General features: G+C 71.6%; 26 protein-coding genes. 15 read left to right on the forward strand and 11 right to left on the reverse strand.

Going from position 1 to position 26261, the window contains the following annotated elements; all coding sequences use genetic code 11:
* Positions 1–22: 22 nt before the first annotated feature.
* Genes ACIA5D_RS22120 through ACIA5D_RS22130 form a run of 3 tightly spaced genes read right to left on the reverse strand, consistent with a single transcriptional unit; the run spans position 23 to position 2414 of the window.
* Entirely contained in the window at positions 23–1741 is a 1719-nt protein-coding gene (locus ACIA5D_RS22120) for an urease subunit alpha (RefSeq protein ID WP_396032026.1), read from the reverse strand.
* Complete coding sequence (locus tag ACIA5D_RS22125) at positions 1738–2115, reverse strand: urease subunit beta (protein WP_396032027.1); 378 nt, start codon at positions 2113–2115, stop codon at positions 1738–1740. The genes ACIA5D_RS22120 and ACIA5D_RS22125 overlap by 4 nt, the downstream gene beginning before the upstream one ends.
* Positions 2112–2414 carry an urease subunit gamma gene (locus ACIA5D_RS22130; protein ID WP_396032028.1) on the reverse strand — a complete coding sequence of 101 codons (303 nt, stop codon included), beginning with the start codon at positions 2412–2414 and terminating at the stop codon, positions 2112–2114. Before ACIA5D_RS22130 ends, ACIA5D_RS22125 begins: the two co-directional genes overlap by 4 nt.
* A 200-nt stretch (positions 2415–2614) precedes the next feature.
* Here ACIA5D_RS22130 and ACIA5D_RS22135 point away from each other — a divergent pair, with 200 nt between their 5' ends.
* Together ACIA5D_RS22135 and ACIA5D_RS22140 are read left to right on the forward strand one after the other, a co-directional pair.
* Complete coding sequence (locus tag ACIA5D_RS22135) at positions 2615–3766, forward strand: FAD-dependent oxidoreductase (protein ID WP_396032029.1); 1152 nt, start codon at positions 2615–2617, stop codon at positions 3764–3766.
* A gap of 2 nt (positions 3767–3768) precedes the next feature.
* The gene (locus ACIA5D_RS22140; RefSeq protein WP_396032030.1) at positions 3769–4323 is read left to right on the forward strand and encodes a TetR family transcriptional regulator; all 555 of its coding nucleotides are present in this window, start codon (positions 3769–3771) and stop codon (positions 4321–4323) included.
* Positions 4324–4365: 42 nt separating this feature from the next.
* On the opposite strand, the gene ACIA5D_RS22145 is transcribed toward ACIA5D_RS22140, so the two are convergent.
* Entirely contained in the window at positions 4366–5430 is a 1065-nt protein-coding gene (locus ACIA5D_RS22145) for a hypothetical protein (protein WP_396032031.1), read from the reverse strand.
* A 68-nt stretch (positions 5431–5498) separates the two neighbouring features.
* On the opposite strand from ACIA5D_RS22145, the gene ACIA5D_RS22150 reads away from it, so the two are divergent.
* Entirely contained in the window at positions 5499–6410 is a 912-nt protein-coding gene (locus ACIA5D_RS22150; protein WP_396032032.1) for an AEC family transporter, read from the forward strand.
* 11 nt (positions 6411–6421) lie between these two features.
* Positions 6422–7585 carry an MFS transporter gene (locus ACIA5D_RS22155; protein WP_396032033.1) on the forward strand — a complete coding sequence of 388 codons (1164 nt, stop codon included), beginning with the start codon at positions 6422–6424 and terminating at the stop codon, positions 7583–7585.
* On the opposite strand, the gene ACIA5D_RS22160 is transcribed toward ACIA5D_RS22155, so the two are convergent.
* From ACIA5D_RS22160 to ACIA5D_RS22170, 3 genes are read right to left on the reverse strand one after another with little or no spacing between them, the layout of a single operon-like run.
* Positions 7542–8324, reverse strand: coding sequence for a 3-keto-5-aminohexanoate cleavage protein (locus ACIA5D_RS22160; protein WP_396032034.1), 783 nt, complete (start codon positions 8322–8324; stop codon positions 7542–7544). The two genes, ACIA5D_RS22155 and ACIA5D_RS22160, sit on opposite strands and share 44 nt — an antisense overlap.
* 41 nt (positions 8325–8365) lie before the next feature.
* The gene (locus ACIA5D_RS22165; RefSeq protein ID WP_396032035.1) at positions 8366–8743 is read right to left on the reverse strand and encodes a RidA family protein; all 378 of its coding nucleotides are present in this window, start codon (positions 8741–8743) and stop codon (positions 8366–8368) included.
* 1 nt (position 8744) lies between these two features.
* Positions 8745–9941, reverse strand: coding sequence for an amidohydrolase family protein (locus tag ACIA5D_RS22170; RefSeq protein ID WP_396032036.1), 1197 nt, complete (start codon positions 9939–9941; stop codon positions 8745–8747).
* Between the two features lie 80 nt (positions 9942–10021).
* Here ACIA5D_RS22170 and ACIA5D_RS22175 point away from each other — a divergent pair, with 80 nt between their 5' ends.
* Positions 10022–11542 carry a beta-N-acetylhexosaminidase gene (locus tag ACIA5D_RS22175; RefSeq protein WP_396032037.1) on the forward strand — a complete coding sequence of 507 codons (1521 nt, stop codon included), beginning with the start codon at positions 10022–10024 and terminating at the stop codon, positions 11540–11542.
* Between the two features lie 21 nt (positions 11543–11563).
* Here ACIA5D_RS22175 and ACIA5D_RS22180 read toward each other — a convergent pair whose 3' ends face one another.
* Positions 11564–12166 (reverse strand): TetR/AcrR family transcriptional regulator C-terminal domain-containing protein, encoded by a 603-nt coding sequence (locus ACIA5D_RS22180; protein WP_396032038.1) that lies wholly within the window; start codon positions 12164–12166, stop codon positions 11564–11566.
* 56 nt (positions 12167–12222) lie between these two features.
* On the opposite strand from ACIA5D_RS22180, the gene ACIA5D_RS22185 reads away from it, so the two are divergent.
* The 6 genes from ACIA5D_RS22185 (at position 12223) to ACIA5D_RS22210 (ending at position 18772) form a co-directional block, all read left to right on the forward strand.
* Positions 12223–13164, forward strand: a complete 942-nt coding sequence (locus ACIA5D_RS22185) for a zinc-binding alcohol dehydrogenase family protein (RefSeq protein ID WP_396032039.1) — start codon at positions 12223–12225, stop codon at positions 13162–13164.
* 29 nt (positions 13165–13193) lie between these two features.
* The gene (locus ACIA5D_RS22190) at positions 13194–14372 is read left to right on the forward strand and encodes an alanine racemase (RefSeq protein WP_396032040.1); all 1179 of its coding nucleotides are present in this window, start codon (positions 13194–13196) and stop codon (positions 14370–14372) included.
* Between the two features lie 40 nt (positions 14373–14412).
* The gene (locus ACIA5D_RS22195) at positions 14413–14931 is read left to right on the forward strand and encodes a GNAT family N-acetyltransferase (protein ID WP_396032041.1); all 519 of its coding nucleotides are present in this window, start codon (positions 14413–14415) and stop codon (positions 14929–14931) included.
* Between the two features lie 39 nt (positions 14932–14970).
* Positions 14971–15744, forward strand: coding sequence for a 2-phosphosulfolactate phosphatase (locus tag ACIA5D_RS22200; RefSeq protein ID WP_396032042.1), 774 nt, complete (start codon positions 14971–14973; stop codon positions 15742–15744).
* A gap of 151 nt (positions 15745–15895) precedes the next feature.
* Positions 15896–17368, forward strand: coding sequence for a DHA2 family efflux MFS transporter permease subunit (locus tag ACIA5D_RS22205; protein ID WP_396032043.1), 1473 nt, complete (start codon positions 15896–15898; stop codon positions 17366–17368).
* A 204-nt stretch (positions 17369–17572) separates the two neighbouring features.
* A complete protein-coding gene (locus tag ACIA5D_RS22210) occupies positions 17573–18772 on the forward strand; it encodes an esterase-like activity of phytase family protein (protein ID WP_396032044.1) in 1200 nt (399 codons plus the stop codon).
* Positions 18773–18932: 160 nt separating this feature from the next.
* Here ACIA5D_RS22210 and ACIA5D_RS22215 read toward each other — a convergent pair whose 3' ends face one another.
* Together ACIA5D_RS22215 and ACIA5D_RS22220 are read right to left on the reverse strand one after the other, a co-directional pair.
* Positions 18933–19973 carry a nucleoside hydrolase gene (locus ACIA5D_RS22215; RefSeq protein WP_396032045.1) on the reverse strand — a complete coding sequence of 347 codons (1041 nt, stop codon included), beginning with the start codon at positions 19971–19973 and terminating at the stop codon, positions 18933–18935.
* 3 nt (positions 19974–19976) lie between these two features.
* Complete coding sequence (locus tag ACIA5D_RS22220; RefSeq protein ID WP_396032046.1) at positions 19977–21473, reverse strand: hypothetical protein; 1497 nt, start codon at positions 21471–21473, stop codon at positions 19977–19979.
* A gap of 43 nt (positions 21474–21516) precedes the next feature.
* On the opposite strand from ACIA5D_RS22220, the gene ACIA5D_RS22225 reads away from it, so the two are divergent.
* Positions 21517–21903 carry a RidA family protein gene (locus ACIA5D_RS22225; protein WP_396032047.1) on the forward strand — a complete coding sequence of 129 codons (387 nt, stop codon included), beginning with the start codon at positions 21517–21519 and terminating at the stop codon, positions 21901–21903.
* Here the strand turns inward: ACIA5D_RS22225 and ACIA5D_RS22230 are convergent.
* On the reverse strand, positions 21900–22898 hold the full coding sequence (locus ACIA5D_RS22230; RefSeq protein WP_396032048.1) for an Lrp/AsnC family transcriptional regulator: 999 nt from the start codon (positions 22896–22898) through the stop codon (positions 21900–21902). The two genes, ACIA5D_RS22225 and ACIA5D_RS22230, sit on opposite strands and share 4 nt — an antisense overlap.
* Before the next feature lie 129 nt (positions 22899–23027).
* Between ACIA5D_RS22230 and ACIA5D_RS22235 the strand changes: the two genes are divergently transcribed.
* The 3 genes from ACIA5D_RS22235 to ACIA5D_RS22245 are packed head-to-tail and all read left to right on the forward strand — an operon-like array spanning position 23028 to position 26258.
* Positions 23028–23726 carry a hypothetical protein gene (locus ACIA5D_RS22235; protein WP_396032049.1) on the forward strand — a complete coding sequence of 233 codons (699 nt, stop codon included), beginning with the start codon at positions 23028–23030 and terminating at the stop codon, positions 23724–23726.
* Between the two features lie 56 nt (positions 23727–23782).
* The gene (gene aspS, locus ACIA5D_RS22240) at positions 23783–25585 is read left to right on the forward strand and encodes an aspartate--tRNA ligase (RefSeq protein WP_396032050.1); all 1803 of its coding nucleotides are present in this window, start codon (positions 23783–23785) and stop codon (positions 25583–25585) included.
* A 4-nt stretch (positions 25586–25589) separates the two neighbouring features.
* Complete coding sequence (locus ACIA5D_RS22245; protein WP_396032051.1) at positions 25590–26258, forward strand: hypothetical protein; 669 nt, start codon at positions 25590–25592, stop codon at positions 26256–26258.
* The last annotated feature ends 3 nt before the right edge of the window (positions 26259–26261 follow it).

Genomic DNA, 26261 nt, shown 5'->3' on the forward strand with positions numbered 1-26261 from the left:
CGTCAGAAGCTCATGGTCATCGTCAGAACAGGAAGTAACGCTGGGCCATGGGGAGCTCCGTCACGGGATCGGGATCGATGACCTCGCCGTCGATACGGACGGTGAACGTGTCCGGCTCCACCTCGATGCGCGGGAGGGCGTCGTTCAACGGCATGTCGGCCTTGCGCACCCGGCGGGTGTCGGCGACGGGGGCCAGGGCGCGCTTCACGCCGATGCGGTCGGCCAGCAGGGCGTCGATCGCGGCCGGCGCCACGAACGCCAGCGAGGTCTGGGCGGGCACGGCGCCGTACGCGCCGAACATCGGCCGCGGGAGCATCGGCTGGGGGGTGGGTATCGAGGCGTTGGCGTCGCCCATCTGCGCGTACGCGATCATGCCGCCCTTGATGACCAGCGCCGGCCGGACGCCGAAGAAGGCCGGGTCCCACAGCACCAGGTCGGCCAGCTTGCCCTTCGCGACCGACCCGATCTGCTCGGCCATCCCGTGCGCCACCGCCGGGCAGACCGTATATTTCGCGATATAGCGTTTCACGCGCTCGTTGTCCGCTTTGGTGTCGCCGGACAGGGCGCCGCGGCGGGCCTTCATCACGTGGGCGGTCTGCCACGTACGCATGATGACCTCGCCGACCCGGCCCATCGCCTGCGAATCGGAGCCGATCATCGAGATCGCCCCGAGGTCGTGCAGCAGGTCCTCGGCCGCCATCGTCGACGGGCGGATCCGGCTCTCCGCGAACGCCAGGTCTTCCGGCACCGCCGAGTTCAGATGGTGGCAGACCATCAGCATGTCGAGGTGCTCGCTGAGCGTGTTGCGGGTGTACGGCCGGGTCGGGTTGGTCGACGAGGGCAGCACGTTCGGGTGCCCGGCGACCGTGATGATGTCCGGCGCGTGCCCGCCCCCGGCGCCCTCGGTGTGATAGGCGTGGATCGACCGGCCGGCGATCGCCCGCAGCGTCTCCTCGACGAACCCGGCCTCGTTCAGCGTGTCGGTGTGGATCGCGACCTGCACGCCTGACGCGTCCGCCACCCGCAGGCAGGCGTCGATCACCGCCGGCGTCGTGCCCCAGTCCTCGTGCAGCTTGAAGCCGCCCGCCCCGCCGCGCAGCTGCTCCCACATCGACTCCTCCGACATGGTGTTGCCCTTGCCGAGCAGCAGCACGTTGATCGGGTAGGTGTCGATCGCCTCGAGCATCCGGGCGAGGTGCCACTGGTTGGGCGTGACCGTCGTGGCCTTCGTCCCCTCGGCCGGGCCCGTCCCGCCCCCGATGATCGTCGTGATCCCGCTGGCGAGGGCCGTGTCGAGGATGGTCGGGCTGATCAGGTGCACGTGGCTGTCGACGGCGCCGGCGGTGAGGATCTTCCCGTTGCCCGCGATGATCTCGGTGCCCGGCCCGATCACCAGGTCGGGGTGCACGCCGTCCATCGTGTCCGGGTTGCCGGCCTTGCCGATCGCGACGACCCGCCCGTCGCGGATGCCGACGTCGGCCTTGACGATCCCCCAGTGGTCGACGACGACCGCCCCGGTGATCACGGTGTCCGGGGTGCCCTCGGCCCGGGTGGCCCGCGACTGCCCCATCGACTCCCGGATGACCTTGCCGCCGCCGAAGACGACCTCGTCCCCGGCGTGCGGGCCGCCGCTGTGGTCCTGTTCGACCTCGATCAGCAGGTTGGTGTCGGCCAGCCGGATCCGGTCGCCGGTGGTCGGGCCGTAGAGGGCGGCGTAGCGCCCGCGGTCCAGGATGGTCATCGCGGGCTCCCGTTCTCGGGCTCTTCCGGTGCGCCCGGCGGCTCCGGCGCCGGCGGTTCCACCGTCGCGTCCAGCGCCCCGCCCGCCAGCCCGCGCAGGCCCGGCACGATCCTCTTGCCGCTCAGCGCCACCAGCTCGACGTCGCGGGGCATCCCCGGTTCGAACCGCACCGACGTGCCCGCCGGAACCGCCAGCCGGCGTCCCCAGGCGGCCGCGCGATCGAACTCGAGCGCCGCATTGGACTCCGCGAAGTGGAAATGTGATCCCACCTGCACCGGCCGATCGCCGGTGTTACGCACGGTCAGCGCGGTCACCTCACGTCCCGCATTGATCTCGATCGGCCCGTCACCCGGAATGACCTCGCCCGGAATCATGAGATCGGCCCGTGCACGGTGACGAGCTTGGTCCCGTCCGGGAAGGTCGCCTCGACCTGCACCTCGCCCAGCATCTCGGGCACGCCCTCCATGACATCGTCGCGCGTCAGCACCCGCCGCCCGGCGTCCATCAGATCCGCGACGGTCCGCCCGTCCCGCGCGCCTTCCAGCAGGAACGCCGTGATGATCGCGGTGGCCTCCGGGTGATTGAGCTTCAAGCCCCGCTCCCGCCGCCGCTGGGCCACCTCGGCCGCCACGTGGATGAGCAGGCGTTCCTGTTCGTGCTGGCTGAGGAACAACCGAACCTCCCTGGATCCCCGGCGATGCTCGCACCCCGACGTTTCCCGCCTGTTACCGGTTGTCGCTGATCAAATCATGCGACAGCGCGACAGTCCGGATATCGCGCACCGCGGATCAACTTTGCCAACAAGTGTTTGCCAACAGCCGTTGGCATAGACTATCGTCGTGCCAACAGTTGTTGGCAAGTGGAGGAGTGGTCATGCGGAACACCGATGTGCTGATCGCCGGGGCCGGGCCGGTCGGGCTCGCCCTGGGCGCCGCGCTGACGCAGCGCGGGCTGGCGGTCGTGATCGTCGACAAGCAGGCGGAGGGCGCCAACACGTCGCGCGCCGCCGTCATCCACGCGCGGACGCTCGAGGTGCTCGACGAGCTCGGCGTCTCGCGCGAGCTCGTGGACCGGGGCGTCGTCGTGCCGCGGTTCACCGTGCGCGACGGGGACCGGGCGCTGCTCACCGTGGACTTCGGCGGGCTGCCCACGGCGTACCCGTACACCTTGATGTTGCCCCAGGACGAGACGGAGCGGATCCTCGCCGACCGCCTGAACCACCTCGGGGTCTCGGTCCGCCGGTCGGCGGAGCTCGTCGGCGTCCGGCCGGACGCCGACGGTGTGACCGCCACGCTGCGCGACGGCGAGACGATTCGGGCTCGCTATCTGGTGGGCGCCGACGGCATGCACAGCACGGTGCGTGAGCTGAGTGGCATCACTTTCAGCGGCGACGCGTACGCCCAATCGTTCGTGCTCGCCGACGTGCGCATGGACTGGCCGCTGCCCGACGACGAGGTGACGCTCTGGTTCGCGCCCGAGGGACTGGCCGTGGTCGCGCCGCTGCCCGGCGGCCGGCACCGGATCGTCGCGACGCTCGACGACGCGCCCGAGCACCCCACCGCGGCCGACGTGCAGGCGCTGCTGGAATCGCGCGGCCCCCGCAAGCGGCCGGGCCGGGTGCGCGACGTGGTCTGGAGCTCCCGCTTCCGGGTGCACCACCGGCTCGCCGACCGCTACCGCAACGGCCGGATCTTCCTGGCCGGCGACGCCGCGCACGTGCACAGCCCCGCCGGCGGCCAGGGCATGAACACCGGCATCCAGGACGCGATCGAGCTGGCCGCGGTGCTGGCCGGCGGCGCCGATCTCGACGGCTACGAGGCCCGCCGGCGCCCGGTCGCCGCCGAGGTGGTCGCGCTCACCCACCGCATGACCCGGATCGCCACGCTGCGGAGCCGGCCGCTGATCGCGCTGCGCAACACCGTGCTGCCGCTCGTGGGGAAGGTGCCGGCGGTCCGGCGAGGGCTCGCGATGAATCTTTCCGAGCTGTCTACGATCCACCGGGAGAAAATGGCGACGGGAGCTTAGAAATGGCCGAGCGGCGTTCCGACGCCACGCGTGCGGCGATCCTGCTGGCGGCCCGGGAGCGGTTCGCCAGCGACGGGTACGAGCGGGCGACCATCCGCTCGATCGCCGCCGACGCGGACATCGACCCGTCGATGGTGATGCGCTACTACGGCAACAAGGAGAAGCTGTTCGCGGCGGCCGCCGAGTTCGACCTGCAGCTCCCCGACGTGTCCGCGGTCCCGGCTGGGGAGCTCGGCGACACCCTGGCCCGCCACTTCCTGCACCGCTGGGAGGGCGACGACACGCTGACCGCCTTGCTGCGCGCGGCCGCCACGAACGAGGCCGCCGCCGACCGGATGCGCAATCTGTTCGGCGCGCAGCTCCTGCCGGTGGTGGCCGCCGTCTGCCCCGACCCGGCGTCGGCGCCGCGGCGGGCCGGGCTGGTCGCGAGCCAGATGCTCGGCCTGGCGCTGTGCCGGTTCGTGCTGCGCCTCCCGCCGATCGTGACGATGCCGGCCGCGGAGGCCGCGGCCTGGGTGGGCCCGACGATTCAGCGCTACCTGACGTCGCCGTCCTGACGACGTCGACGCGGCCGTCCGGGAGGCGCTGCACGAGCAGCGTCAGAACTCTCTCCACTCGTTCTCGATGCCGGTGATGTCCACTCGCACGTCGGCGTCGCGGTAGCGGGTCTCGATCGCGGCCGCCGCCTTGCGGTACAGGCCGTCGCACACGAGCCAGCTCAGCGACGGCAGCTCCGGCAGGGTGCGTGCGCTCATCCCGTACGCGCCGATGAGCTTGACGTCGGTCAGGCGTGACATGCTGCTCAGCGCGAACGCCCCGCTCAGCTCGCCGGGCGCCGACCGCCAGGTCAGGCGCAGGCGCCGCAGGTCGCGCAGGTCGCGCACGGTGTCGGCGGAGATCGTGCCGTCGCCGGTCAGCTCCAGGTCCCACAGGCCGTTCAGGCCGCGCGGCACCTCGGCGTGATCGGTGGTCAGCCGCAGCCAGCGGCCCTCGTCGGCCGCGACGACCGACGCCACCCGGGTGTCCTCGTCGAGCTTGAGCGTCTCGAGGTCGTCGGGCAGGCGCGCCACGTCGACGTCGGACGCGGACAGACGCAGGCGGGTCAGGTACGTGCCCGTGAGGTCGACCCGGCGCGGCGCGTCCACCCAGGTCAGGTCGCTGACGATCGGGTGGGCCACGAGGGCCTCGCGCAGGCCGCGGTCGGGGCCCGACCAGACCAGCGACCGGCACCGGGGCAGCCGGTCGAGCTCGGCCCACGACGCGGACGTGCCGGTCATGTCGAGCAGGGACGTCGCCTTGCCCTGGCCCGTCCGGTAGGCCTCTTTGGCGAACGCGGGAAGCGTGTGATCCCAGCGGCGCTGGGCGGCGATCTGCGCGGGCAGCCACGACCAGCCGGCGTGCGAGTCGACCCGCTCGGACACGCCGGACGGCAGGTCGCGCCGGCCCAGCCACACCCACCAGGGCGGGGGCGGCTCGTCCCCGATGACGTTGATCTCGGTAGGCTGCCCGCGGAGGACGTGATGATCGAGGATGAGCGGCTCGGCGTCCGCCAGCTCGTCCACGGAGGGCATCTCGGCGGAGAAGAAGTCCAGCGCGCACGCCATGGGGCCGAGACCGGTCACCAGGCAGGCGCCGTAGCCGTCACGCAAAGGGATCGCCGCCACGTCCCCTACGTTCGGCATACGATCCGTCACCGCAGCAGGTTACCGCGATATGTCATCGACGGAGAGCCATGATCTCGGCTCTGTCGGGCTTCGTGCTCATCGGCGTCATCGTGTTCACGGGGTGGGCCGCGAAGCGCTGGGCGGGGCTGCCGCCGAACGCCGAGGCGGTGATCGGCCGGCTCGTCTACGCGGTGCTCAACCCCTGCCTGTTGTTCATCGGCGTCGAGGGCGCCGACCTGGGCGTCCTGTTCAGCGAGCCGCTGGTGGTGTCGACCGCCGCGGCCGGGATCTGCTTCGGCCTGCACCTGCTGTTCACGCGGGGGCGCACGCCGGGCACGCGGATCATGGGCTCGCTCGCCGCCGGATACGTCAACGCCAACTACATCGGGATCCCGATCGCCACGTATGTGCTGGGCGACGCCGCTCTGGTCGTACCGATCATCATGCTTCAGCTTTTGATCGTCACCCCGATCGCGCTGGCATTGCTGGAGATCGCCGAGACCGGGCACGCCTCGTGGCGCTCGACCGTGCTGGCGCCGCTGCGCAACCCGATGATCGTGGCGGTGCTCCTCGGGGCACTCTTCTCCGTGACCGGAATGCGCCTACCGACCGTCATCGCCGAACCGATCACCACCATGGGTCACGCCGCGGTCCCGGTCGTGCTGATCGCGTTCGGCATGTCGCTCTCGGGCCGTCGCGTCCTCGCCGCCGGCCCCGACCGCACGGCAACGGTCGCCGCGGTGCTCCTCAAGGTCGCCGGAATGCCGGCGATTGCCTTCCTTCTGGCCGTCGTGCTACGGCTGCGTGCCGATGAGGTGTACGCCGTCAGCGTGCTCGCCGCGCTCCCCACCGCCCAGAACGTCTTCCTCTACGGCCAGCGCTTCGGTGTCGGCCTCGTCCTGGCTCGCGACGCCATCTTCCTGTCCACTGTGCTGTGTGCTCCCGCTCTGCTGCTCATCGCGCTGCTGAACAACCTGTAGCGTCAGGGTCGATGCCTGACCTCACGCCCCGCCGGTCCTGGGCCGGGCTGGTCGTGCTGTCGCTGTGCGCCTTCGCGTTCGTCGCCACCGAGCTGCTGCCGATCGGCCTGCTCACGGTGATCGCCGACGATCTGGACCGGTCCCGCTCGCAGATCGGCCTGCTGGTCGGCGGGTACGCGATCGTGGTCGTGCTGGCGTCGATCCCGCTGACCGTGCTCACCAAGAACATGCCGCGGCGGCGGGTGCTCGGCGCCACCCTGTTCCTGTTCGCCGTCGCCAATCTCGCGGGGGCGCTGGCTCCGTCGTACGAAATCCTGGCTGTCTCCCGTCTTCTCACCGCGTTGATGCAGGCGCTCTTCTGGTCGATCGCGCCGGCGGTGGTGAGCGGCCTGTTTCCGCTGACCATGCGCGGGCGGGTGGTCGCGTTGTTCTCGACGGGCGCGGCGCTGGGACCGGTCCTCGGCGTGCCGCTGGGCACCTGGCTGGGGCAGCAGGCCGGCTGGCGAGCGGCCTTCGCGGTGATGGCGGCCACCGGTCTCGCCGCGATGGTCGCCGTGGTGGCGCTGCTACCGTCCTATCCGCCCGGCGACGGCGGCGCGGCCCGCGGCACCGCGCCCGACCGGCGCGCCTTCGTGGTGCTGCTCTTCGGGGTCGCCGCCGCGATCACCGGCTTTCTGGCCTTCAACACCTATGTCACGCCGTTCCTGCTGGACGTGAGCGGGTTCGGGCCGGCCGCACTGGCGCCGCTGCTGTTCGTCTCGGGCGTGGCCGGGATCGCGGGAACCATCACGGTCGCGCGGACTCTGGACTCGTGGCCCATCGCGTCGCTGCTCACGCCGCTCGGGGTGGGGTCGGCGTCGCTGCTCGGGCTGTACCTGCTCGGCTCGTTGCCGGTGGCGACGGTGGTGCTGCTGGCGGGGATCGGGATCTCGTTCTCGTCGTTCGCCACCGCCCTGCAGAACCGCATGCTGCAGGTCGCGCCCGGCAACACCGACATCGCCTCGGCCGGCGTGAGCACCGCCTTCAATCTGGGGATCGCGGCGGGGTCGCTGGTCGGCGGCGCGCTGCTGCCCACCCACGGGCCGCGGGTTCTGGCCGGGGTGGGCGCTCTGCTCACGCTGAGCGCGCTGGTCACGCTGGCCATCGAGCGCCGCGTACGGGTCGCTGTTCCGTGACGGCCTGTTCCTTGAGGGCCACGGCGGCGCGGACCAGCTCGGCGTTGCTCTGGGCCGGGGAGCCGTCCGGAAGGTAGATCGAGTCCTCGAAGCCGACCCTGGTGTCGTGCCCCCGGCGGAACGCGTCGGCGACCAGCGGCCAGGTCCAGTCGTTCATGCCGTGCGTGAGCCGCGGGCACGCCGACCCGGCGGCGTCGAGCGCGTCGTTGACCCGCCGCGCCACCGCCGCCGGGTCGCCGGTCAGGAAGTAGGGCTCGCCCGGGCCGAGCTCGATGCTGACCCGCTGCGCGTCCGGCAGGAACCCGGACGCGATCAGAAGGTCCATCTCGACGGGCGCCCACAGCCCCACGTCGATGCCGATGCCGGCCTCGAGCATCGCCCGCATGACGCCCTCGAACCCGTTCTCGGAAAGGTTGACCGTCGCGCAGTCGACCCCTTCCCACTCCCGGATCATCGCGATGCGCTCGCCCAGACCGGGCACGATCCACGCTCCGGTGGTCAGCCCGACCTCGACCGCGATGCCCTCCTCGGCCGCCAGCTCCCGCACCCGCCGGCAGCTCTCGTTGACGACCTCCGGCCGCAGCGTCTCGGCGCCGTTCTCGTCGCGCACATGCAGGTGCACGCCGGTGGCGCCGGCCCGGAAGCACTCCCGGAGATCGGCGAGCACCTCGTCGAGCGTGACCGGCATGTTCGCATGAACGTCTTTGCCCCAAGGCCCGTTGGGCGTCACCTGCAACATGACCCGACGCTAACCGCGCCGCCGCGGCCCCGCGACCCGGGCTATCCCACGTAGAGGATGGCGTCGATCTCGATGTCGAACTCCTCGAACGCGATCGGCAACGTGGTCCGGACCGGGAGATTGTCGCCCTTGATGTACTGCTGGTAGATCTCGTTGAGCTCGCCGAAGTCGCCGAAGTCGCGCAGGTGGACACCCACCCGCACGGCGTCGTCGAGCGAAGCGCCCGCGGCGGCCGCGCAGGCGGCCAGATTGCGGAAGGCGGCGTGGGCCTGCTCGCCGAAACTACCGGTCACGCGGGTGCCGTCGGGCAGGGCGGGGATCGCGCCGGCCAGGTAGATGGTGTCGCCGGCCACCACCGCGTGGGAGTACGGGCCGCCGGCCGGGGCCGCCTTGTCGGTCATGATGGCGCGCTTGGGCATGTCAGGAGCTCCTGTGGTCTCGTGGGAACTGGTCTTCCAGGGCGTCGGCGCCGACCAGCGGGGTGCTGAGCAGGGCGCGGATGTCACGGTCGCGGCGGGCCAGCGCCGCGCGCTGGGCGTCGGTGAGCGGGATCCAGGGTGGCACGGGCGGCGGCAGCTGCGGGGGCAGGAGCCTGCCTTTCGCGTACGTGTAATGGTTGATCAACCGCAGGGGCGACCGCCGCGTCCGGAGGTGGGCGTCGGTCACCTCGAAGTCGTCGGCCCGGACCTCGAAGACGGCCAGGTCGGCGGGGGCGCCCACCTCGAGCGTGCCCCCGGGGAGGCCGAGCGCCCGCGCGGGCCGGACCGTGACGGCCTCGAGCACCTCGTCGAGCGGCAGGCCGGCCGCGAGCAGCTTCGCCATCGTGGTGGGCAGGTCGAACGCGGGCCCGTGCAGCGACCGGGCGTGCAGGTCGGTCGAGATCGTGTGCGGCCGGATCCCCAGGTCGAGCTGCCGTTCGAGGATGTCGAAGGCGAACCCGCCCGAGCCGTGCCCGATGTCCAGGAGCACGCCCCGCCCGACCGCCTCGACCAGCGCCCGCCCGAGCGGCGACGCGAGGCCGCTGGAGCAGTGCGTGACGATGTCGCCCGGCCGCAGCAGGTCGAGCACGTCGTCCACCGCCGGCGGCGCCACCCCGACGTGGACCATCACCGGCACCCCGCACGCTTCGGCCGCCCGCAGCGCGCGCCGCAGCGGTTCGACGCCGTTGTCGCCGACCGCCTCCCGGTCGATACGCACCTTGATGCCGTGCAACAGATCCCGATGCTGCTGGATGGTGTCGACCGCCAGCGGCACGTCGCAGTGGGCGAGGTCGCGGTTCTCCCCGGTGCGCCCGGCCAGCCCGACCGCCGAGATGTTCAGCAGCGCCGCCACCCGTACGCCGGCCGGCGGGAAACGCAGCGTGTAGGCGCCGGTCGTGCCCGCGTCGACCCAGGTGGTCACGCCCGTGTACCAGGCGATCGGGTCGGGCGCGATTCCCCAGTAGCCCGGCCCCACGTGGGTGTGCAGGTCGATCAGCCCCGGCGTGACGAGCAGCCCCGGCACGTCGACGATCGTGCCCGCGTCGCGAGGCAGGCCCTTGCCGGTCGCGGCGATCACCCCGCCGGCGACCGCCACGTCGAAGGGCTCGCCGCCGGTCAGAAGGAGATCCCAGCTCATCCGGCCGCCATGCCTCCCCGTTGACAGAAATTGCCAGGTCAGCGAACTATATCCGAGCCCTGTCCGCCATGGAGGTGTGCGTGATTCCGCGGCCGTCGTCCGTCCACCTCGACGAGGAGACTTTCGCCCTCGACCCGGAAATCCGCCTGTCCGCCGATCCTCGTCTCGCCGGCGTCGCCGCCTGGCTCCGCGACGCGATCTCGTTGCCGCTGACGCCGGGCGAGGGCGGCCTGCGCCTGGCGATCGATCGAAGTCAACCGCCTGACGGGTACGCCCTGAGCACCGCGCCCGCCGGAATCGAGATCTCCGGCGGCTCGGCGGCGGGCGTCTTCCACGGCGCGCAGACGCTCCGCCAGCTGCTCGAGAACGGGCGGCTCCCGCGCGCCCGGATCGCCGACGCGCCCCGCTTCCGGTGGCGGGGCGTCATGCTCGACGTCGCGCGCCACTTCATGCCCGTCGCCGACGTGCTCCGCTTCGTCGACCTCGCCGCCTATCACAAGCTCAACGTGCTGCACCTGCACCTGACCGACGACCAGGGCTGGCGCTTCGAGGTACCCGGATGGCCGCGGCTCACCTCCGTCGGCGCCCGGCGGAGCTCGACGATGCAGGGCGCCCGCCAGCACGCACGGTATGACGACCGCCCGCACGGAGGGTTCTACACCGCCGACGACCTGCGACAGATCGTGGCCTACGCGGCCGAGCGCTTCGTGACGGTCGTCCCCGAGGTGGACATGCCGGGGCACATGCAGGCGGCGATCGCGGCGTATCCCGAGCTCGGGAACGGCTTTGCCGGAGGCGTACGCGAATCCTGGGGGATCTCCACCCACGTGCTGAACGTGACCGACCGGGCCCTGGATTTCTGCCGCGACGTGCTCACCCACGTCTGCTCCATCTTCCCCACCGAGTTGATCGGCATCGGCGGCGACGAGTGCCCGGTCGACGAATGGGCCGGCGCGCCCGATCCGGCGGCGGTGCAGCCTTGGTTCACCGCACTGATGGCCGAGCATCTCGCCTCGCTGGGCCGCCGCGTCTACGGCTGGGACGAGCTGCTGAGCCGAGGCGCCCCCCGGGACGCCGTGATCGCCGCCTGGCGGGGACCGGCGCCGACGGTCGCCGCCGCGCGCGCCGGCTTCAGCGTGGTCTCCTGCCCCGACATCTCGTGCTATCTCGACTACCGGCAGTCGGACGACCCCGGCGAGCCCACCCCGGTCGGCACGCTGCTCACCCTCGACGACGTCTACGCCTTCGACCCGATCCCGCCGGGCCTGACCGGCGAGGAGGCCGGGCGGGTCATCGGCGCCCAGGTCAACGTCTGGACCGAGCACATGGAGTCGGCCCGGCGGGTCGACTACATGACCTACCCGAGGCTGTGCGCGTTCGCCGAGGTGGTCTGGGGAACGCGGCAACCCGAGTCGTTTCGCGCCCGCCTGGAAAGCCACCTGTCCCGGCTCGCGGCGATGGGCGTCAACTTCCGCCCGCTCACCGGGCCGCGCCCGGCCGACGCCCGCCCCGGCGCCCCCCGGCAACCGCGCGACCTCGACGACCGCCTCGAGGAGCTGCACGAGATGACGGCCGACCTGCGCAAGGCCGGCCTGGTCTAAGACCCTCCGGCCGGATCACCTTCACGATGTAGCGGGCGGGCCCTCGACGACCAGCGTCACGCAGTCGAGGAAGAGATCGTCGACGGTGCGGCCCGGCCGGAAGTACTCCGTGATGCCGGCGATCACCGTGGGGTAGGGGGTCAGGTCGAAGGACTTGGCGGTCTCCTCGTCGGGGCGGGGGCCCTGCTCCTCCAGAACGAAACCGATCGTCATCCGCTCGACCGTCAGCACCATCACCCGGGCCTGGTGCAGCGACATGCCCTTCGCCACCAGCGTGCTCATCGCCGACTCCGACAATGCCACCATATTTCGGGACAGCTGGGCCATCGAGATGATGCGGGCTCCGTCGGGGTGGGCCAGCAGGGCCCGCCGCAGGCCGAGCGCTACGCCGATGAGCCACTCCTGCCAGCGCTCCTCGGGAGCCGCGGCGCGGGCGGGCAACGAAGTCAAGATCTCGTCGGCGATCGCCGTGATCAGGGCGGCCTTGTTCGGGATGTGCCAGTAGAGGGTGGGCGCCTGCACCCCGAGCCGTGCCGCGAGTTTGCGCAGCGTGACGTTGTCGAGGCCCTCGGCGTCGAGCAGCGCCACCGCCTCGTCGACGATCTGCCGCCGATCCAACGCCATGACGATCGACTCTATCAGTGTTAGAGTTCTCTAACACTGTAAGAGAGGAGAACGCGATGAAGGCCGCAGTTCTGCACGAGCGCGACGGTGTCCCCCGTTACGAAGACTTTCCCGACCCGGTGGCCGGCGAGGGCGAAGTGGTCGTCGAGGTGGTGGCGGTCGCGGTCGAGAACGTCGACCGCGCCGTCGCGGCCGGAACGCATTTCGCGGGGCGGGCGATGATGCCGGAGCTCCCGGCGATCCCCTGCTTCGACGGGATCGGCACGCTGCCCGACGGGCGGCTGGTCGGCTTCGGCAACCCCCGCCCGCCGTACGGCGCCCTCGCCGAGCGCACTGTGGTGGCCGAGGGCGCGTACGCCCCGATCCCGGAGGGACTCGACCCGGCCGCCGCCACCGTGCTGCCCAGCGCGATCACCGGCATGTCCATGAAGATCGCGGCCGGCCTGGCCCCGGGCGAGTCGGTGCTGATCCAGGGCGCCACCGGCGTCGCGGGCCGCCTCGCCGTCCAGGTCGCCCGGCTGCTCGGCGCGGGCAAGGTCGTCGCGACGGGCCGGGACGACGAGCAGCTTCGCGGGCTCGGCGCCGACGAGGTGATCAACACCACGCTGAGCGACGAAGACCTGCTGCAAGCCTTCAAGGCCGCCCGCACCGACGTGGTCGTCGACTTCCTCTGGGGCCGCCCCACCGAGATCCTGCTGCGCGCGATGGTTCCCGACACGTTCGCCTTCCCGAAGCCCCTGCGCCTCGTGCAGATCGGTGAGGTCGCGGGCGCCGACCTGCGCCTGCCGGCCGAGAGCCTGCGCACCTCGGGCGTCGAGATCTACGGCGCCGCCAAGGGGCTCGGCCCCGAGACGATGGGCGCGGCGTACGGCCAGGTCGTCGAGTGGGCGCAGGCCGGCAAGCTCACTTTCGGGCTCGAGCGGGTACCGCTGCGCGACATCGAGGCGGCGTGGCAGCGTACGGACCTTCGCGGCACGCGGCTGGTCGTGGAACCCTGAGGCGGTAGAGGCCGAACGAGGGGGCAGACGTGGACGTGCCGGAGCCGCGGGTCGACTGGCGCAGCAAGGGATTCTTCGTCCCGGACGGGGAACGGACCGCATCCGACTACGCCAAGGAGAAGCCGAGCCTGTTCGGCGGCGGCTTCACCTGGCCGGTCATGGCGGTGCGCCGCGAGGCCGTGATGGCGAACATCGCAACCATGGCCGCGTACGCCGAGCGGCACGATCTCGACTTCGCCCCGCACGCCAAGACCACGATGGCGCCGGGCCTGATCGCGGCGCAGCTCGACGCCGGCGCGTGGGGGATGACGGTCGCCACCCCCAGCCAGGCGCTCGTGCTGCGCCGCCTCGGCGTGGGCCGCATCTTCATCGCCAACGAGGTGCTCGACCCGACGGCGCTGCGCTGGCTCGCCACCCAGGAGGACATCTACTTCCAGGTCGATTCGCCGGCCGGCGTGGCGGCCGCGGCGGCGGTGCCCGAGGGCCGTCTGCGCGTGTTCGTCGAGCTCGGCCATGCTGGTGGGCGCACCGGCGCCCGTACCCTTGAGGATCTTGAAGTGGTGGCGCGCGCGGCGCGGGACGCGCAACGGCTGGAACTCGTCGGCGTGACCGCGTACGAGGGTCAATTGACCACCCAGCACGAGGTGGACGAATTCCTCGACCTGCTCGTGGCCGGGGTTTCCCGGCTGCGGGCCGGGGGGATCGCGTTCTCGCTGGTGTCGGCGGGTGGCAGTGCCTGGTTCGACCGGGTGGTGGCTCGGCTCGCCGCGCTGCCGCGCGACGTGCGCCTGATCTTGAGGAGCGGCGCGTCGGTCACGCACGACGACGGTTTCTACCGATTGCGTACGCCGTTCCGCCGCGTTCCCGCGGAGGGGCCACTGACCGCCGCGCTGGAGATCTGGGCGCAGGTTCTGTCCACACCGGAACCGGGGCTGGCGATCGCCGGGATGGGCAAGCGCGACGCGCCGTTCGACGAGGGCCTCCCGGTGCCCATGGAGGTCCACCGGGACGGCAAGCCGCTCGCGGTGACCGCCTCGGTGACCAAGTTGAACGATCACCACACCTATCTGGCGGCCGACGGCCTGGTCCCCGGCGACCTGGTCCGCTTCGGGATCTCGCACCCGTGCACCGCCTTCGACAAGTGGCGGCACCTCCCGGTGATGGACGATGACCATCGCGTGGTCGACGTGCTCCAGACGTTCTTCTGACGACTGGGAACTTGTCGTACCCCTGCGAGAGCATGACCCCATGACGAACTTCTGGCTCGAGCCGTGGGACAAGCGAGGCCCGGCGTTGGAACGCCGCGCCAACACCCCCGAGATGCAGGCCTTCCTCGGCGGTGTCGAGTCGGAGGAATCGATCATGTCGCGCCACAAACGCATCCTCGACGGGGTTCGCGACGGCACGACCGGTTTCTACCTCATCATGGTCGACGACTGTGAAGATCCGGTCGGCTCGGTGGGGTACTGGGAGAAGGAGTGGCTCGGCCAGACCGTCTTCGAGATGGGCTGGAAGGTGCTGCCCGGCTTCCAGGGCCGCGGCCTCGCGGTGGGCGCCACCATCGCGGCGATCGGCCTGGCCGCCGCCGAGGGCCGCCGGCGGTTCGCGCACGCGTACCCCAAGGTCGACAACGCCGCCTCCAACGCCATCTGCCGCAAGGCCGGCTTCGAGCTGCTCGGCGAGTGCGATTTCGAGTACCCGAAGGGCCATCCGATCCGCTGCAACGACTGGCGCTTCGATCTGAAAGAGGTCGGCGGCCCACCCTGAGATTCATCCGTGACGATGTCTTCACCTAGAGTGAGGAACATGAGCCTCGCTGACGGGCAGGGCGGGTACCGCGTGCGTTTCGACTGGGGTCCGGTCGGCGCCGACGCGGTCTCGCCCGGAGCGGCGTTCGTCGCCGTCGTCGACGTCCTCTCCTTCACCACGACGCTGACCGTGGCGGTCGAGCAGGGCCTGCACGTGCTGCCCTACCGCTGGCGCGACGACTCGGCGGTCGCCGTGGCCCACCGGCACGGCGCGATGCTCGCGGTCCTGCGCAAGGAGGCCGGCCCCGGCCAGGTCACCCTTTCGCCCGAGAGCATCCTGCACGCCAACCTGCGGGCCGACGGCATCGACCGGCTCGTGCTGCCGTCACCGAACGGCTCGGCCATCTCGGTGCGGCTCGCCGACGCCGGGGTGACCGTGATCGGGGTGTCGCTGCGCAACGCGGCGGCCGCGGCGGCGTGGGTGCGCGAGCGGGCCGGCGACCGGCCGATCGGCGTGGTCGCGTCGGGGGAGCGGTGGCCCGACGGCTCGCTGCGGCCCGCGATCGAAGACCTGCTCGGGGCCGGAGCGTTCCTCGACGGGCTCGCCGAGGGCTCTTTCCCGGCCGAGGGCTTCTCGCCCGAGGCGGGCGCGGCGTTGTGGGCGTGGCGCGGCGTCGCCGAGGGCGCCGGCGATGCCCTGCGCGAGTCGGTCAGCGGCCGTGAGCTGCGCGGTTTCGGCTTCGCCGGCGACGTGGCGGTGGCCTCGGCGATCGGCGTCAGCAAGGTCGTCCCGGTGCTGCGGGACGGCTGGTTCGTCGATGGCGGATCCTGACCGTCAGGCCTGACGGCATGGCAGATTCCGTCGTCCCTTCATGACGGGCGGCGGAAACCGCTCGATTCTCGCCGCCGGCTGGGTGAACGGGCCGGTGCGGGCCGATCGTGGGAGCCGCAAACAGCTCCGGAGCCGCGAAGGAAGTAAGACCATGCGCAAATGGTGGCCGTTGGTGACCGTGTGTCTCGGCACCTTCATGCTGCTCATCGACGTGACCATCGTGAACGTGGCGCTGCCGCAGATGGCCACCGACCTGAGCACCTCGTTCAGCTCGCTGCAGTGGGTGGTCGACGGCTACGCCCTCGCGCTCGGCGTGCTCCTGCTCGGCGCGGGCGCCCTCAGCGACACGCACGGGCACCGCCGCTTCTACGTCGGCGGCCTGATCGTGTTCGCGCTCGCCTCACTGGCCTGCGGCCTCGCCGCCAACCCGGCGCTGCTGGTAACCGCCCGGGTCGTGCAGGGCGCCGGCGCCGCCGCCATGTTCACCACCACGTTCGCCCTTCTCAACAGCTCGTACCAGGGGCGCGACCGCGGCGTCGCGTACGGCGTGTGGGGTGGCGTCTCCGGCGCCGCCACCGCGGTCGGCCCGATCCTGGGCGGACTGCTCACCGAGGCGTTCAGCTGGCGCTGGATCTTCCTGGTCAACCTGCCGATCTGCGTCGCCGCCGTGATCATGTGCTTCACCACGCTCCGCCGCGACGGCGCCCGTCTCCCGGGCCGCTTCGACCTGTGGGGCACGGCGACCTTCACGCTCGCCGCCGGCACGCTCACCTTCGCCGTGATCCGCGCCAACGACGAGGGCTGGTCCTCGATCAAGACCTGGGGCCTGCTCGCCGTCTCCGCCGTTTCCCTCGCCGCCTTCGGCCTGATCGAATGGCGCTCCGCCGACCCGATGTTCGACCTGCGCCTGCTGCGCAACCGCTCGTTCACCGGCATCCTCACCGCCGGCCTGCTGGTCAACTTCGCGGCGTTCGCGGCCTTCACGTACACGTCGATCTGGCTGCAGTCGGTGACCGGCCTGTCCCCACTGCGAGCCGGCCTGGTCGGCCTTCCCATGTCGGTCGCCGCGATGCTGGCCTCCGGCTTCGCCGGCGCCCGCCTGCACGGCAAGTCCCCGCGCCTGATCATCACCGGCGGCATGGTGCTGATCGGCGCCGGCAGCCTGCTGCTGGCCCTGCTGGTCGGCCCGGCGTCCGAGTGGCCCGCGCTGCTACCCGGCTACGCCGTGATCGGCCTCGGCGTCGGCCTGGTCATGCCCGCCCTGGCGTCGTCGGCGATGGCCGCGGTGCCCCACCAGCGCGGCGGCATGGCGGCCGGGGCGCTGAGCACCGCCCGCCAGCTGGGCTTCGCGATCGGCATCGCGGTGTTGGGCACGGTCTTCGCCTCCCGCGCCGCCGACCATCTCGGCTCGTCGTCGGCTGCGCACGCGCTGGCTGCTGGTCAGGCCGGTCGGCTGGCCGGCTCGGTGCCGTCGTCGGCGATCCACGGGGCGGCAGCGGCCGGTCTGGACGCCGGGTTCGTCATCAGCGGGGTGATCGGGCTGATTTGTGCGCTGGCGGTCTTCGTTCTGGTCCGGCCGGTTTCCGCGCCGGAGCCGTCTGTTCGTGAAGCCGTGGGGGTTTAAGACCGGCCCCGGCCCGCCGAGTGGCGTGCCTTTCGGCTTGCAAAGCCACCCACCACCGCAACCAATACCGCGAGGCGGGTCTCCGAGCGATGGCCGGGGTTTGGGGCAGCGCCCCAAGGTCCTAAAAGACCAGTCCGCAATAGACAAGCCTTGTTTCGGCCGCAGTCGATCCAGGTTCACCCGCCCTGCCTACCGTCCCGTCCCATGGCAAAGATCAAATCCGGCCTTGCGATGGCCGGCGCCGTCACGCTGACCCTCACGCTGGCCGGCACCCCCTCCACGGCCACCACCCATGACAAGGTCAAAACCCCGACCTTGACAGCCTTCGCGTCCCTACCGGCCGCCACGTTCGTCCTCGGCAGCGAGCCCTCCGGCGCCAAGGCCACCGGCAACACCAACGGCCACGCCGTTCCGTTCGCCGACCAGCCGATCCAGGGCTTCTCCGGCATCCTCGACAACGGCGACGGCAGCTACGACGTCCTCTCCGACAACGGCTACGGCAACCAGGCGAACTCCGGCGACTTCCTCCTGCGCATCCAGCGCCTCGCCCCCGCGTTCGCCACCGGCACGGTCGACGTCGTCGGCGGCATCACGCTCAGCGACCCGGACAGCAAGGTCTCCTGGCCGCTGACCCGCGCCGACCGCGTCCTCACCGGCAGCGACTTCGACGTCGAGTCGATCACCCGCGGCTGGGACGGCACCTACTGGATCGGTGACGAGTTCGGCCCGTACCTGCTGCACTTCGACCGCGGCGGCCGGCTCCTCGACGCGCCGATCCCGCTCGACGGCGTGATCGCCCCCGAGTCGGCCGCCCGCCTCGGCGTCCCGGCCACCACCAACAGCAGCAAGGGCTTCGAGGGTCTCGCCGCCACCCCGGACGGCCGCTACCTGTACGGCCTGCTCGAGGGCACCGTCAACGGCGACATCCCCGGACAGTTGCGCTTCAACGAGTTCGACAAGCGCAAGAAGGCGTACACCGGCAAGCGCTACGTCTACCAGCTCGGCGACCCCAGCCTGGCGATCGGTGACGCCATCGCCGTCGACGAGAATCGTTTCCTGGTGATCGAGCGGGACGGCGGCCAGGGCAGCACGGCCGTCATCAAGCGCATCTACCTGGCCGACAAGCGTGACCGCAACCGCGACGGTCTCTTGGACAAGACCCTCGTGGTCGACCTCATGAACATCGCGAACCCGCGCCGCCTCGGCGGTTTCGGCACGACGTTCACCTTCCCGTTCCCGACCATCGAGGACGTCGTGATCCTCGACGAGAACACCATCGCCGTCCTGAACGACAACAACTTCCCGTTCTCGAGCGGCCGCACCGCCGGCGTCGCCGACAACAACGAGTGGATCACCATCGATCTGCCGAATTCGCTCCACCCCGACAAGCGCATCCTCAAGTAGGGCATCACCGGGAAAGCCGCCGCTTGGTCACCCGCGGCGGCTTTCCCACGCCCATTTTTCCGTACGCGGCAGCGCCTTACCGAAACACGCGGCGGCCGTTCCCGCCGCACCACGCGGCCACCTGCCACTCGAGGCCATAGCGCGACCATCGCGCCAGGGGTCACCGCCGGCCGTTGAGTGAATTCAGGAAGCGTTGCTCGAAGGCCGCCCGGTCCGCGCCGGCGGCAGCCCGCACCCGGTGGCCCGCCGGCGTCACGACCGTGCGGCCCGACTGCACGCCGTCGAGCACGATGTCGATGCTCGTGGGGCCGAACGTCGCGATCGACCCGTCGTCGTGGGCCAGCGATACCGCCGCGAGGGCGTCCCACCAGTACATGATCCCGAGGTCGATCAGCGCCGCGAGGTCGGGCTGCGTGGCGATCCGGTACACCAGCCGCGCCCCCGCCCCCTGCTGGTCCGCGCCGATCCGGGCGACGTACTCCTGCGTGATCGGCACTGCCGCGGTCGCGTCCAGCGGCACCAGCCGCACCGTCCCGGGCCGGGCGCGTCGCAGCATGTCCCGCGCCGACACCGGGTCCATCCACATGTTGAACTCCTGCGAGTTGTCGTAGCCCGGCAGCGCCGACCCGTACAGGTTGCCCGGCACGTGCAGCGCGCCGCCCATCAGCTGGATGCGTCCGACCCGTGCGGCCACCCGCGGCGAGGCGAGCGCGTCGGCCACGTTGGTCAGCGGCCCGGTGGCGAGGATCGTGACCGGCCGCGGCGACCGCAGGGCCGTGCGTGCGATCAGCTCACTCGCCGTCAGCCGCGAGACCACCGGCGGCAGATCCCCGTCGCCCAGCGCCCCGCTCAGCACGGTCTCGATCGTCGCCACCAGCTCGGCCGGCGCCGGATGCACGCCCTCGCCCGCCGCGCCCGCCGCGATCGGCACCTGCGGCAGCCCGCACTGGGTGAGCACGCTGTGCGCGTGCCGCAGCGTCCGCGACGGCACCCCGAAGCCGTCCTCGGCCACGGTCACCGCCCGCAGGTCGATCCGCCCGAGCTTGTCCTCCTCGCAGAGGTAGGCGAGCGTCGACGCGTCGTCGAAGTCCATGTCGCTGTCGTAGATCACCGGGATGGCGTCGCGCGGGCGGGCCTGCGCGGGCGCGACCCCCGCGAAGGCGATGAGAACAACGGCCACCGTCACCCCGAGAAACCGCACGATCTACCCCCGATCGAACTCGAACTCCGCCGCCACCAGAAGGATCAGCGCCACCGCCCCGACGCCGGCGACCACCACGCCGGCCGGCACCAGAGCCCCGAACGCCGCAGCGAGGATCCCCAGCGACGTCACCGCGATCAGCGTCCACCGCGCCGCCCGGACCGCCGGCCGCCAGCGGGCCGGCACCGATACCCGCGACGCCACCCGCACGGCGATCCCGACGACCACCGCGAACAACGCTACGGCCAGGACGAAGATCACGCTGCCCGGCAGCGACCCGAAGTACGTGCCATCCTGCGCGCCCGGGATCGCCGCCGTCTGGGCGAACAGCCCGGCCAGGCCGAGCACCGCCGCCACCGAGGCGAAGATGACGCTGGCCGACTTGAGCGCCTCGCTCTGGTTGAGCAGCCCCTGCGTGGAGCGCGCCACCGACAGCTGCTGTTCCGCCGTCTCCCGTGCCTCCTGCACGCTGCGCAGCTGCTGCTCGACCGCGAGCGAGGCGCCCAGCTGCTCGAGGAGGTGCTGGGTGGCGGCGAGCAGGGTAGGCAGCTCCGATTCGGCGACGACCGCCCGGTGGTAGCTGACCATCGGCCGTCCACCGAGGACGGCCGCGCCGATGGCGTGCGTCTCGGCGTCGCGATTGAGCTCGTGCCGCAGCCGGGCCACCCGCCGGATCCGCTGCTCGGCCCGGTCCCGCAAGGTCTCCGCGGGCTCGTCGGAGGCGGGGGCGGGCGTGTCGAGCTCGGTGAGCGCCGCGGCCCGGATGATGCGGGCCGCCATCGACGCCGCGATCGTCTGGCAGTTCGACAGCGCCAGGCCGAGCGCCCGCAGCCGGCCCAGCTCGCCGTACTGGTCGAGGCCCTCGGCGACGGTGTTCGTCGCCCAGACGTAGACGGCCTGCCGGTCGGGCCCGTTGATGTCGGCCGGCACGCGCACCGCCATCTGTCCCGGCCGGTATCCGATGTCGGTGTCCTTGATGAGCAGCTTGCGCAGCGTGCCGGCCCGGGACACGGGCAGGTCGTCCGGATCGCCGTGCGCGAACAGGGCGTCCGGCCCACCGGGCAGTAGCAGGATCTGCTGGCGGTCCGCCGCGTACTCGAGGGAGGCGGAGTCGCCGAGCACCGCCGCCGCCAGGGGCGACGGCCCGAGTTTGATCTCGACGGCCGGGTCGTACGCGTCCCGCTCGGCCTGGATGATGCCGTCGAGCGCGCCGGTCACCGCGATGTCCAGCAGCACGACCTCGAAGCCGCCGGTCATCCGCGCCGCCGCCGTGGTCACCCCGGTCACCCGGTAGGCGCTGCCGGCTTGCGGCGCGCCGTAGTCGGCCGGATCCCACGACCGCACCCCGGTGATCACCGGACGCCAGGGCGACGGAGCGAACTCGGACTGCCCGTCGCGCGGCGTGATCCCGAAGAGCAGCGCGGACTGGTCGACGCCGGAAGAGCCCGCCGACCGGGGAGAAACCGGGTAGAGAGTGATGACCCTCGCTCGGATGTCCACGAATTCGAATGTACGTAGCGCGCCCAACCCTTAGGTTCGAGCCGTGACGGAGCGACGCGCGATTCTGAGTGGCTCGACGTTCGAAGAGCAGATCGGCTATGCCCGGGCCGTGGTCGACGGCGACTGGGTGCACGTGTCGGGCACGACCGGCTTCGACTACTCGGCGATGACCATCGCCGACGGCGTGGTCGAGCAGGCGGAGCAGTGCCTGCGCAATGTGGGCGCGGCGCTCGCGGAGGCGGGTTGCGGCTTCGCCGACGTCGTACGCGTGCGTTATCTGCTCCCGGACCGCGACGATTTCGAGCCGTGCTGGCCGGCGCTGCGCCGCACCTTCGGCGAGGTCCGCCCGGCCGCGACCATGATGGTGTGCGGCCTTGCCGATCCCCGCATGAAGATCGAGATCGAGGTGTACGCCCGCCGCGCCGGTTAGCGGGGTGGCTCTCTGACCAGGCCCCCCACGATGAGCGAGTGGGACTGCTTCAGGCGGGTCACGTGCGGGACGATCTCGACGTTCTGGATGCCCTCGATCGCCGCGACCTTCGTGGTGATGTAGCGGTACAGCGCCTCGGCGTCGACGGCCCGGGCAGCGCCCATCAGGTTGGCGCTGCCGGTCATCGCGGCCACGAAGGCCAGCTCGGCGTGGTCGGCCAGCCGCGCGCCCACCGATGCCAGGTGCGCGGGCGCCACGGTGAACCACAGGCTGGCCGCCGAGGCCATCCCGACCAGCGTGTCGGCGATGTCGAGGTGGTAGTAGATCGCGCCGCTGCCGACCAACTCGCCGACCCGATGCGCGACCTGTCGCTGGCTCCAGCCGGTCGCCTCGGCCAGCGCCGCCCAGCCGGCCCGGCCGTCGCGCTCGAGCGCCTCCACCAGCGGCAGGTCGGCCCGTTCGATCCGGGCGTCGCCGCCCCGGGCCGCCGCCGGCTCGGCGAGGAACTGCCGCTGCTCGGCCGTGACGTCGTTGTCGGGGAGGATCCAGTCGAACTCGCCGCGGCCGGGGAAGTGGTGCAGCATCTGGTGGGCGTTGAAGGTCAGCACGTTCGACGCGCGGGGCACGTGGTGCAGCAGCCCGGCCTGGTCGCCCTCGACCTCGATCTGGCAGGTGATCTCGGCGCCGCCCCCGCCGATGCTGATCCACGAGGTGTCGGGGCGCCGGGCGAGGGCCTCGGCGAGCGTGGTGGCGGTGCCCGGCCGGCAGCCGATGCGCAGCGACCAGTACGACGCGTTGGGCCGGCGGATCGCCTGGGGGCGGGCCGTCACCCGCACGATGCCGCTCCCGCGCATCCGCTGATAGCGGCGGGCCACGGTCTGCTCCGAGATGCCGAGCACGGCGGCGAGGCGGGCGAACGGCGCACGCGGGCCGATGCCGAGCGCGTGGAGGATCTGACGGTCGACCAGGTCGAGCGTGCGGGATTCCGACGCCATCCGAGCAGTCTACGGCGGAGTGCCCCGGAGAGGTGAGTCCCCTCGGCGGGGGATGGGATCGAGCGATGAACCTATATATGGTCCCGTTTACGCCTTTGCCGGACAAAACTCAAAATTCGGAGCCGCCCCATGTCCGTCTTCCGCGCCGCGAACAACGTCAACAAGGTGCCGGCCGACCGCCCGTACCCGATCAATCAGCGGCCTCGGGACGAGGCCATCCCGGACGGACCCACCGAGCGTATCGACGACCGGAAATCCCGGGTCCGCCGGGACCGGATCGCTTCGCTCGGCGTGGTCTTCGCGGTCTTCGCGCTGATCACCTCGTCGATCGCGGTGCTCGCCGCCTGGCGGGCCGTGAGCCTGGCCCGGCTGGTCGCGATGAGCATGCCGGCCGCGGCCGGGGCCACCGCGCCCCCGGGGAGCGCCGGCTTCTCCGTCACCTACGCCCGGGAGCCGCTGCGCGTGCAGGTCGGCTGCTCGGCGGTGCTCTTCGTCGACCTCGACGAGCCGCGGGCCAACGCCGACGAGCAGGTCAGCGACCTGCGCTACGACAGCCGTTGCGGGCAGGACGTGCCGCGGCTGACGCTCGGGCCGGGCGCGGCGGCCGGCGCGCAGGTGAAGGACTCGGACACCGATGCGGACGGCTGCCAGCGGGCGATCCGGACCACCCCGATCGGTCCCGGCGGTGGCGTGCAGGTGCGCAAGGGCGCGGTGCTGTGCGTGCTGACCGCCGCGATTCCGCCCTCGATGTCGCTGGTGGAGATCACCGACGTGGGCACCACCGGCACCGCCGGCATGCGGGCCACCTCCTGGAAAGTGACGGGTTGACTCCTGACAGAATGGCCCTTGCGCCCCTGGTCCATTTGTTGAGGAGACGAGTTCCCGTGATCCGTACCCATGACGCCGGCAGCCTGCGCGCGAGCGACGCCGGCACGACGGTGACGCTCGCCGGGTGGGTGGCCCGCCGGCGCGACCACGGCGGGGTCATCTTCGTCGATCTCCGTGACGCCTCCGGTGTGGTCCAGGTCGTCTTCCGCGAGGAAGACGCGCACGCGCTGCGCAACGAGTTCTGCGTGCTCGTCACCGGCGAGGTCGCGGCGCGCCCCGAGGGCAACGAGAACCCCGAGCTCGTCACCGGCGCCGTCGAGGTGGTCGCCCGCGAGCTGACCGTGCTGAGCGAGGCGGCGCCGCTGCCGCTGCCGGTCGACGACACGATCACCGCGTCCGACGACCTCCGGCTCAAGTACCGCTACCTCGACCTGCGCCGCTCCGGCCCGGCGAACGCGCTGCGCCTGCGCAGCCGCGCCAACCAGATCGCCCGCGAGGTGCTGCACGCCCGCGACTTCAACGAGATCGAGACGCCGACGCTGACCCGGTCGACCCCCGAGGGCGCCCGCGACTTCCTGGTTCCGGTCCGCCTGCAGCCCGGCACCTGGTACGCGCTGCCGCAGTCCCCGCAGCTGTTCAAGCAGCTGCTGATGGTGGCCGGCATGGAGCGGTACTACCAGATCGCCCGCTGCTACCGCGACGAGGACTTCCGCGCCGACCGGCAGCCCGAGTTCACCCAGCTCGACATCGAGATGTCCTTCGTCACGCAGGACGACATCATCGCGCTGGGTGAAGAGATCGTCTCCCGGCTGTGGGGCGAGCTCGCCGACTACCAGGTGCAGCTGCCGATCCCGCGGATCACCTGGACCGACGCGATGAACCGGTACGGCTCCGACAAGCCCGACCTGCGCTACGGCGTGGAGCTGGTGGAACTGACCTCGTACCTCGCGGGCACCGAGTTCCGCGTCTTCTCGGGCGCGATCGCGGCCGGTGGCTACGTCGGCGCGGTGGTCATGCCGGGCGGGGCCGCCCAGACGCGCAAGGAGCTGGACGGGTGGCAGGACTGGGCCAAGGCCCGGGGTGCCCGGGGTCTCGCCTATGTGGTGCTGGACGCCGAGACGGGCGAGCCGCGAGGGCCCGTTGCGAAAAACCTGTCGAATGAGCACTTGTCCGGGTTGGCGGACGTGGTCGGCGCGAAGCCGGGTGACGCGATCTTCTTCGCGGCGGCTTCCGAGCGGCGCGAGGCGCAGGAACTGCTCGGCGCGGCCCGCATCGAGATCGCCAAGCGATCCGGCCTGATCGACGAGAGCGCTTGGGCGTTCTGCTGGGTCGTCGACGCGCCGATGTTCGAGAAGACCGAGGAGGGCGGCTGGACCGCGGTCCACCACCCGTTCACCTCGCCCAACAACGAGTGGCTCGACCGGTTCGAGGAAGCCCCCGACCAGGCCCTGGCCTACGCGTACGACATCGTCGTGAACGGCAACGAGATCGGCGGCGGCAGCGTCCGTATCCATCGGGCCGACGTGCAGAGCCGGGTCTTCGACCTGCTCGGCATCACACCCGAGGAGGCGCAGGACAAGTTCGGCTTCCTGCTCGAGGCGTTCAAGTACGGCCCGCCGCCGCACGCCGGCATCGCCCTGGGCTGGGACCGCACCTGCATGCTGCTGTCCGGCAACGAGTCGATCCGCGAGGTCATCGCGTTCCCGAAGACCCGCGGCGGCTACGACCCGCTGACCAACGCCCCGACGCCGATCACCGCGCAGCAGCGCCTCGAGGCCGGCATCGACGCCAAGCCCAAGGCCGCGGCCGGCGCGCCCGGCACCGGCGGCCAGGCCGCCCCGGTCGAGCACTCCAACTAGTTTCTTGGACGACACGCGGCCGGCCTGGCGACGGCACACCGATGCCGAGCACCGCTGGCCGGCCGCGCTGGCCATCGCGGCGCTGATCGCGCTGCAATGGTTCCTGCCCGACCGTCTCACCCCCGGCCCGCGCTGGCTGCTGCCCGGCGCCCAGGTCCTGCTGGTCGCCGTCCTGGTCGCGGCCGACCCGGGCCGGATGAAGAAGGACACCCCGGCGCTGCGCATGTTCGCGCTCGGGCTGATCGCCGTGGCCAGCCTGGGCACGGCCTACTCGGTGGCGATGCTGATCCGCGACATCACCACCGGCTACGACACCGGCAGCGCCGCCCAGTTGCTGGCGACCGGCGCCGGGATCTACCTCATGAACGTGCTGACGTTCGCCGTCTGGTTCTGGGAGCTCGACCGCGGTGGCCCGGTCGCACGGGCGGCCGGCTCCGACCCGTACCCGGACTTCTTGTTCCCTCCCATGACCTCGCCTGACATGGCGCACAAGGACTGGGAGCCGAAGTTCGCCGACTATCTCTATGTCGCGTTCACCAACGCGACCGCGTTCAGCCCGACCGACACCCTGCCGATGACCCGGGGCGCGAAGGCGGGCATGGCCCTCGAGTCCGCGATAGCGCTCGTCACCGCCGCGCTGGTGGTCGCGAAGGCGGTCAATGCGCTCGGATAGATC

The sequence above is a fragment of the Actinoplanes sp. NPDC051513 genome (genome assembly GCF_044454685.1).
In the GTDB taxonomy this organism is placed as follows: Bacteria; Actinomycetota; Actinomycetes; order Mycobacteriales; family Micromonosporaceae; genus Actinoplanes.

What these genes read in the sequence shown, in the direction of transcription:
- ACIA5D_RS22120 (WP_396032026.1), bottom strand. Translation starts at nt 1,741, where the DNA reads ATGACCATCCTGGACCGCGGGCGCTACGCCGCCCTCTACGGCCCGACC.
- ACIA5D_RS22125 (WP_396032027.1), bottom strand. Translation starts at nt 2,115, where the DNA reads ATGATTCCGGGCGAGGTCATTCCGGGTGACGGGCCGATCGAGATCAAT.
- ACIA5D_RS22135 (WP_396032029.1), top strand. Translation starts at nt 2,615, where the DNA reads ATGCGGAACACCGATGTGCTGATCGCCGGGGCCGGGCCGGTCGGGCTC.
- ACIA5D_RS22140 (WP_396032030.1), top strand. Translation starts at nt 3,769, where the DNA reads ATGGCCGAGCGGCGTTCCGACGCCACGCGTGCGGCGATCCTGCTGGCG.
- ACIA5D_RS22150 (WP_396032032.1), top strand. Translation starts at nt 5,499, where the DNA reads ATGATCTCGGCTCTGTCGGGCTTCGTGCTCATCGGCGTCATCGTGTTC.
- ACIA5D_RS22155 (WP_396032033.1), top strand. Translation starts at nt 6,422, where the DNA reads ATGCCTGACCTCACGCCCCGCCGGTCCTGGGCCGGGCTGGTCGTGCTG.
- ACIA5D_RS22160 (WP_396032034.1), bottom strand. Translation starts at nt 8,324, where the DNA reads ATGTTGCAGGTGACGCCCAACGGGCCTTGGGGCAAAGACGTTCATGCG.
- ACIA5D_RS22165 (WP_396032035.1), bottom strand. Translation starts at nt 8,743, where the DNA reads ATGCCCAAGCGCGCCATCATGACCGACAAGGCGGCCCCGGCCGGCGGC.
- ACIA5D_RS22170 (WP_396032036.1), bottom strand. Translation starts at nt 9,941, where the DNA reads ATGAGCTGGGATCTCCTTCTGACCGGCGGCGAGCCCTTCGACGTGGCG.
- ACIA5D_RS22180 (WP_396032038.1), bottom strand. Translation starts at nt 12,166, where the DNA reads ATGGCGTTGGATCGGCGGCAGATCGTCGACGAGGCGGTGGCGCTGCTC.
- ACIA5D_RS22185 (WP_396032039.1), top strand. Translation starts at nt 12,223, where the DNA reads ATGAAGGCCGCAGTTCTGCACGAGCGCGACGGTGTCCCCCGTTACGAA.
- ACIA5D_RS22195 (WP_396032041.1), top strand. Translation starts at nt 14,413, where the DNA reads ATGACGAACTTCTGGCTCGAGCCGTGGGACAAGCGAGGCCCGGCGTTG.
- ACIA5D_RS22200 (WP_396032042.1), top strand. Translation starts at nt 14,971, where the DNA reads ATGAGCCTCGCTGACGGGCAGGGCGGGTACCGCGTGCGTTTCGACTGG.
- ACIA5D_RS22205 (WP_396032043.1), top strand. Translation starts at nt 15,896, where the DNA reads ATGCGCAAATGGTGGCCGTTGGTGACCGTGTGTCTCGGCACCTTCATG.
- ACIA5D_RS22210 (WP_396032044.1), top strand. Translation starts at nt 17,573, where the DNA reads ATGGCAAAGATCAAATCCGGCCTTGCGATGGCCGGCGCCGTCACGCTG.
- ACIA5D_RS22230 (WP_396032048.1), bottom strand. Translation starts at nt 22,898, where the DNA reads ATGGCGTCGGAATCCCGCACGCTCGACCTGGTCGACCGTCAGATCCTC.
- ACIA5D_RS22235 (WP_396032049.1), top strand. Translation starts at nt 23,028, where the DNA reads ATGTCCGTCTTCCGCGCCGCGAACAACGTCAACAAGGTGCCGGCCGAC.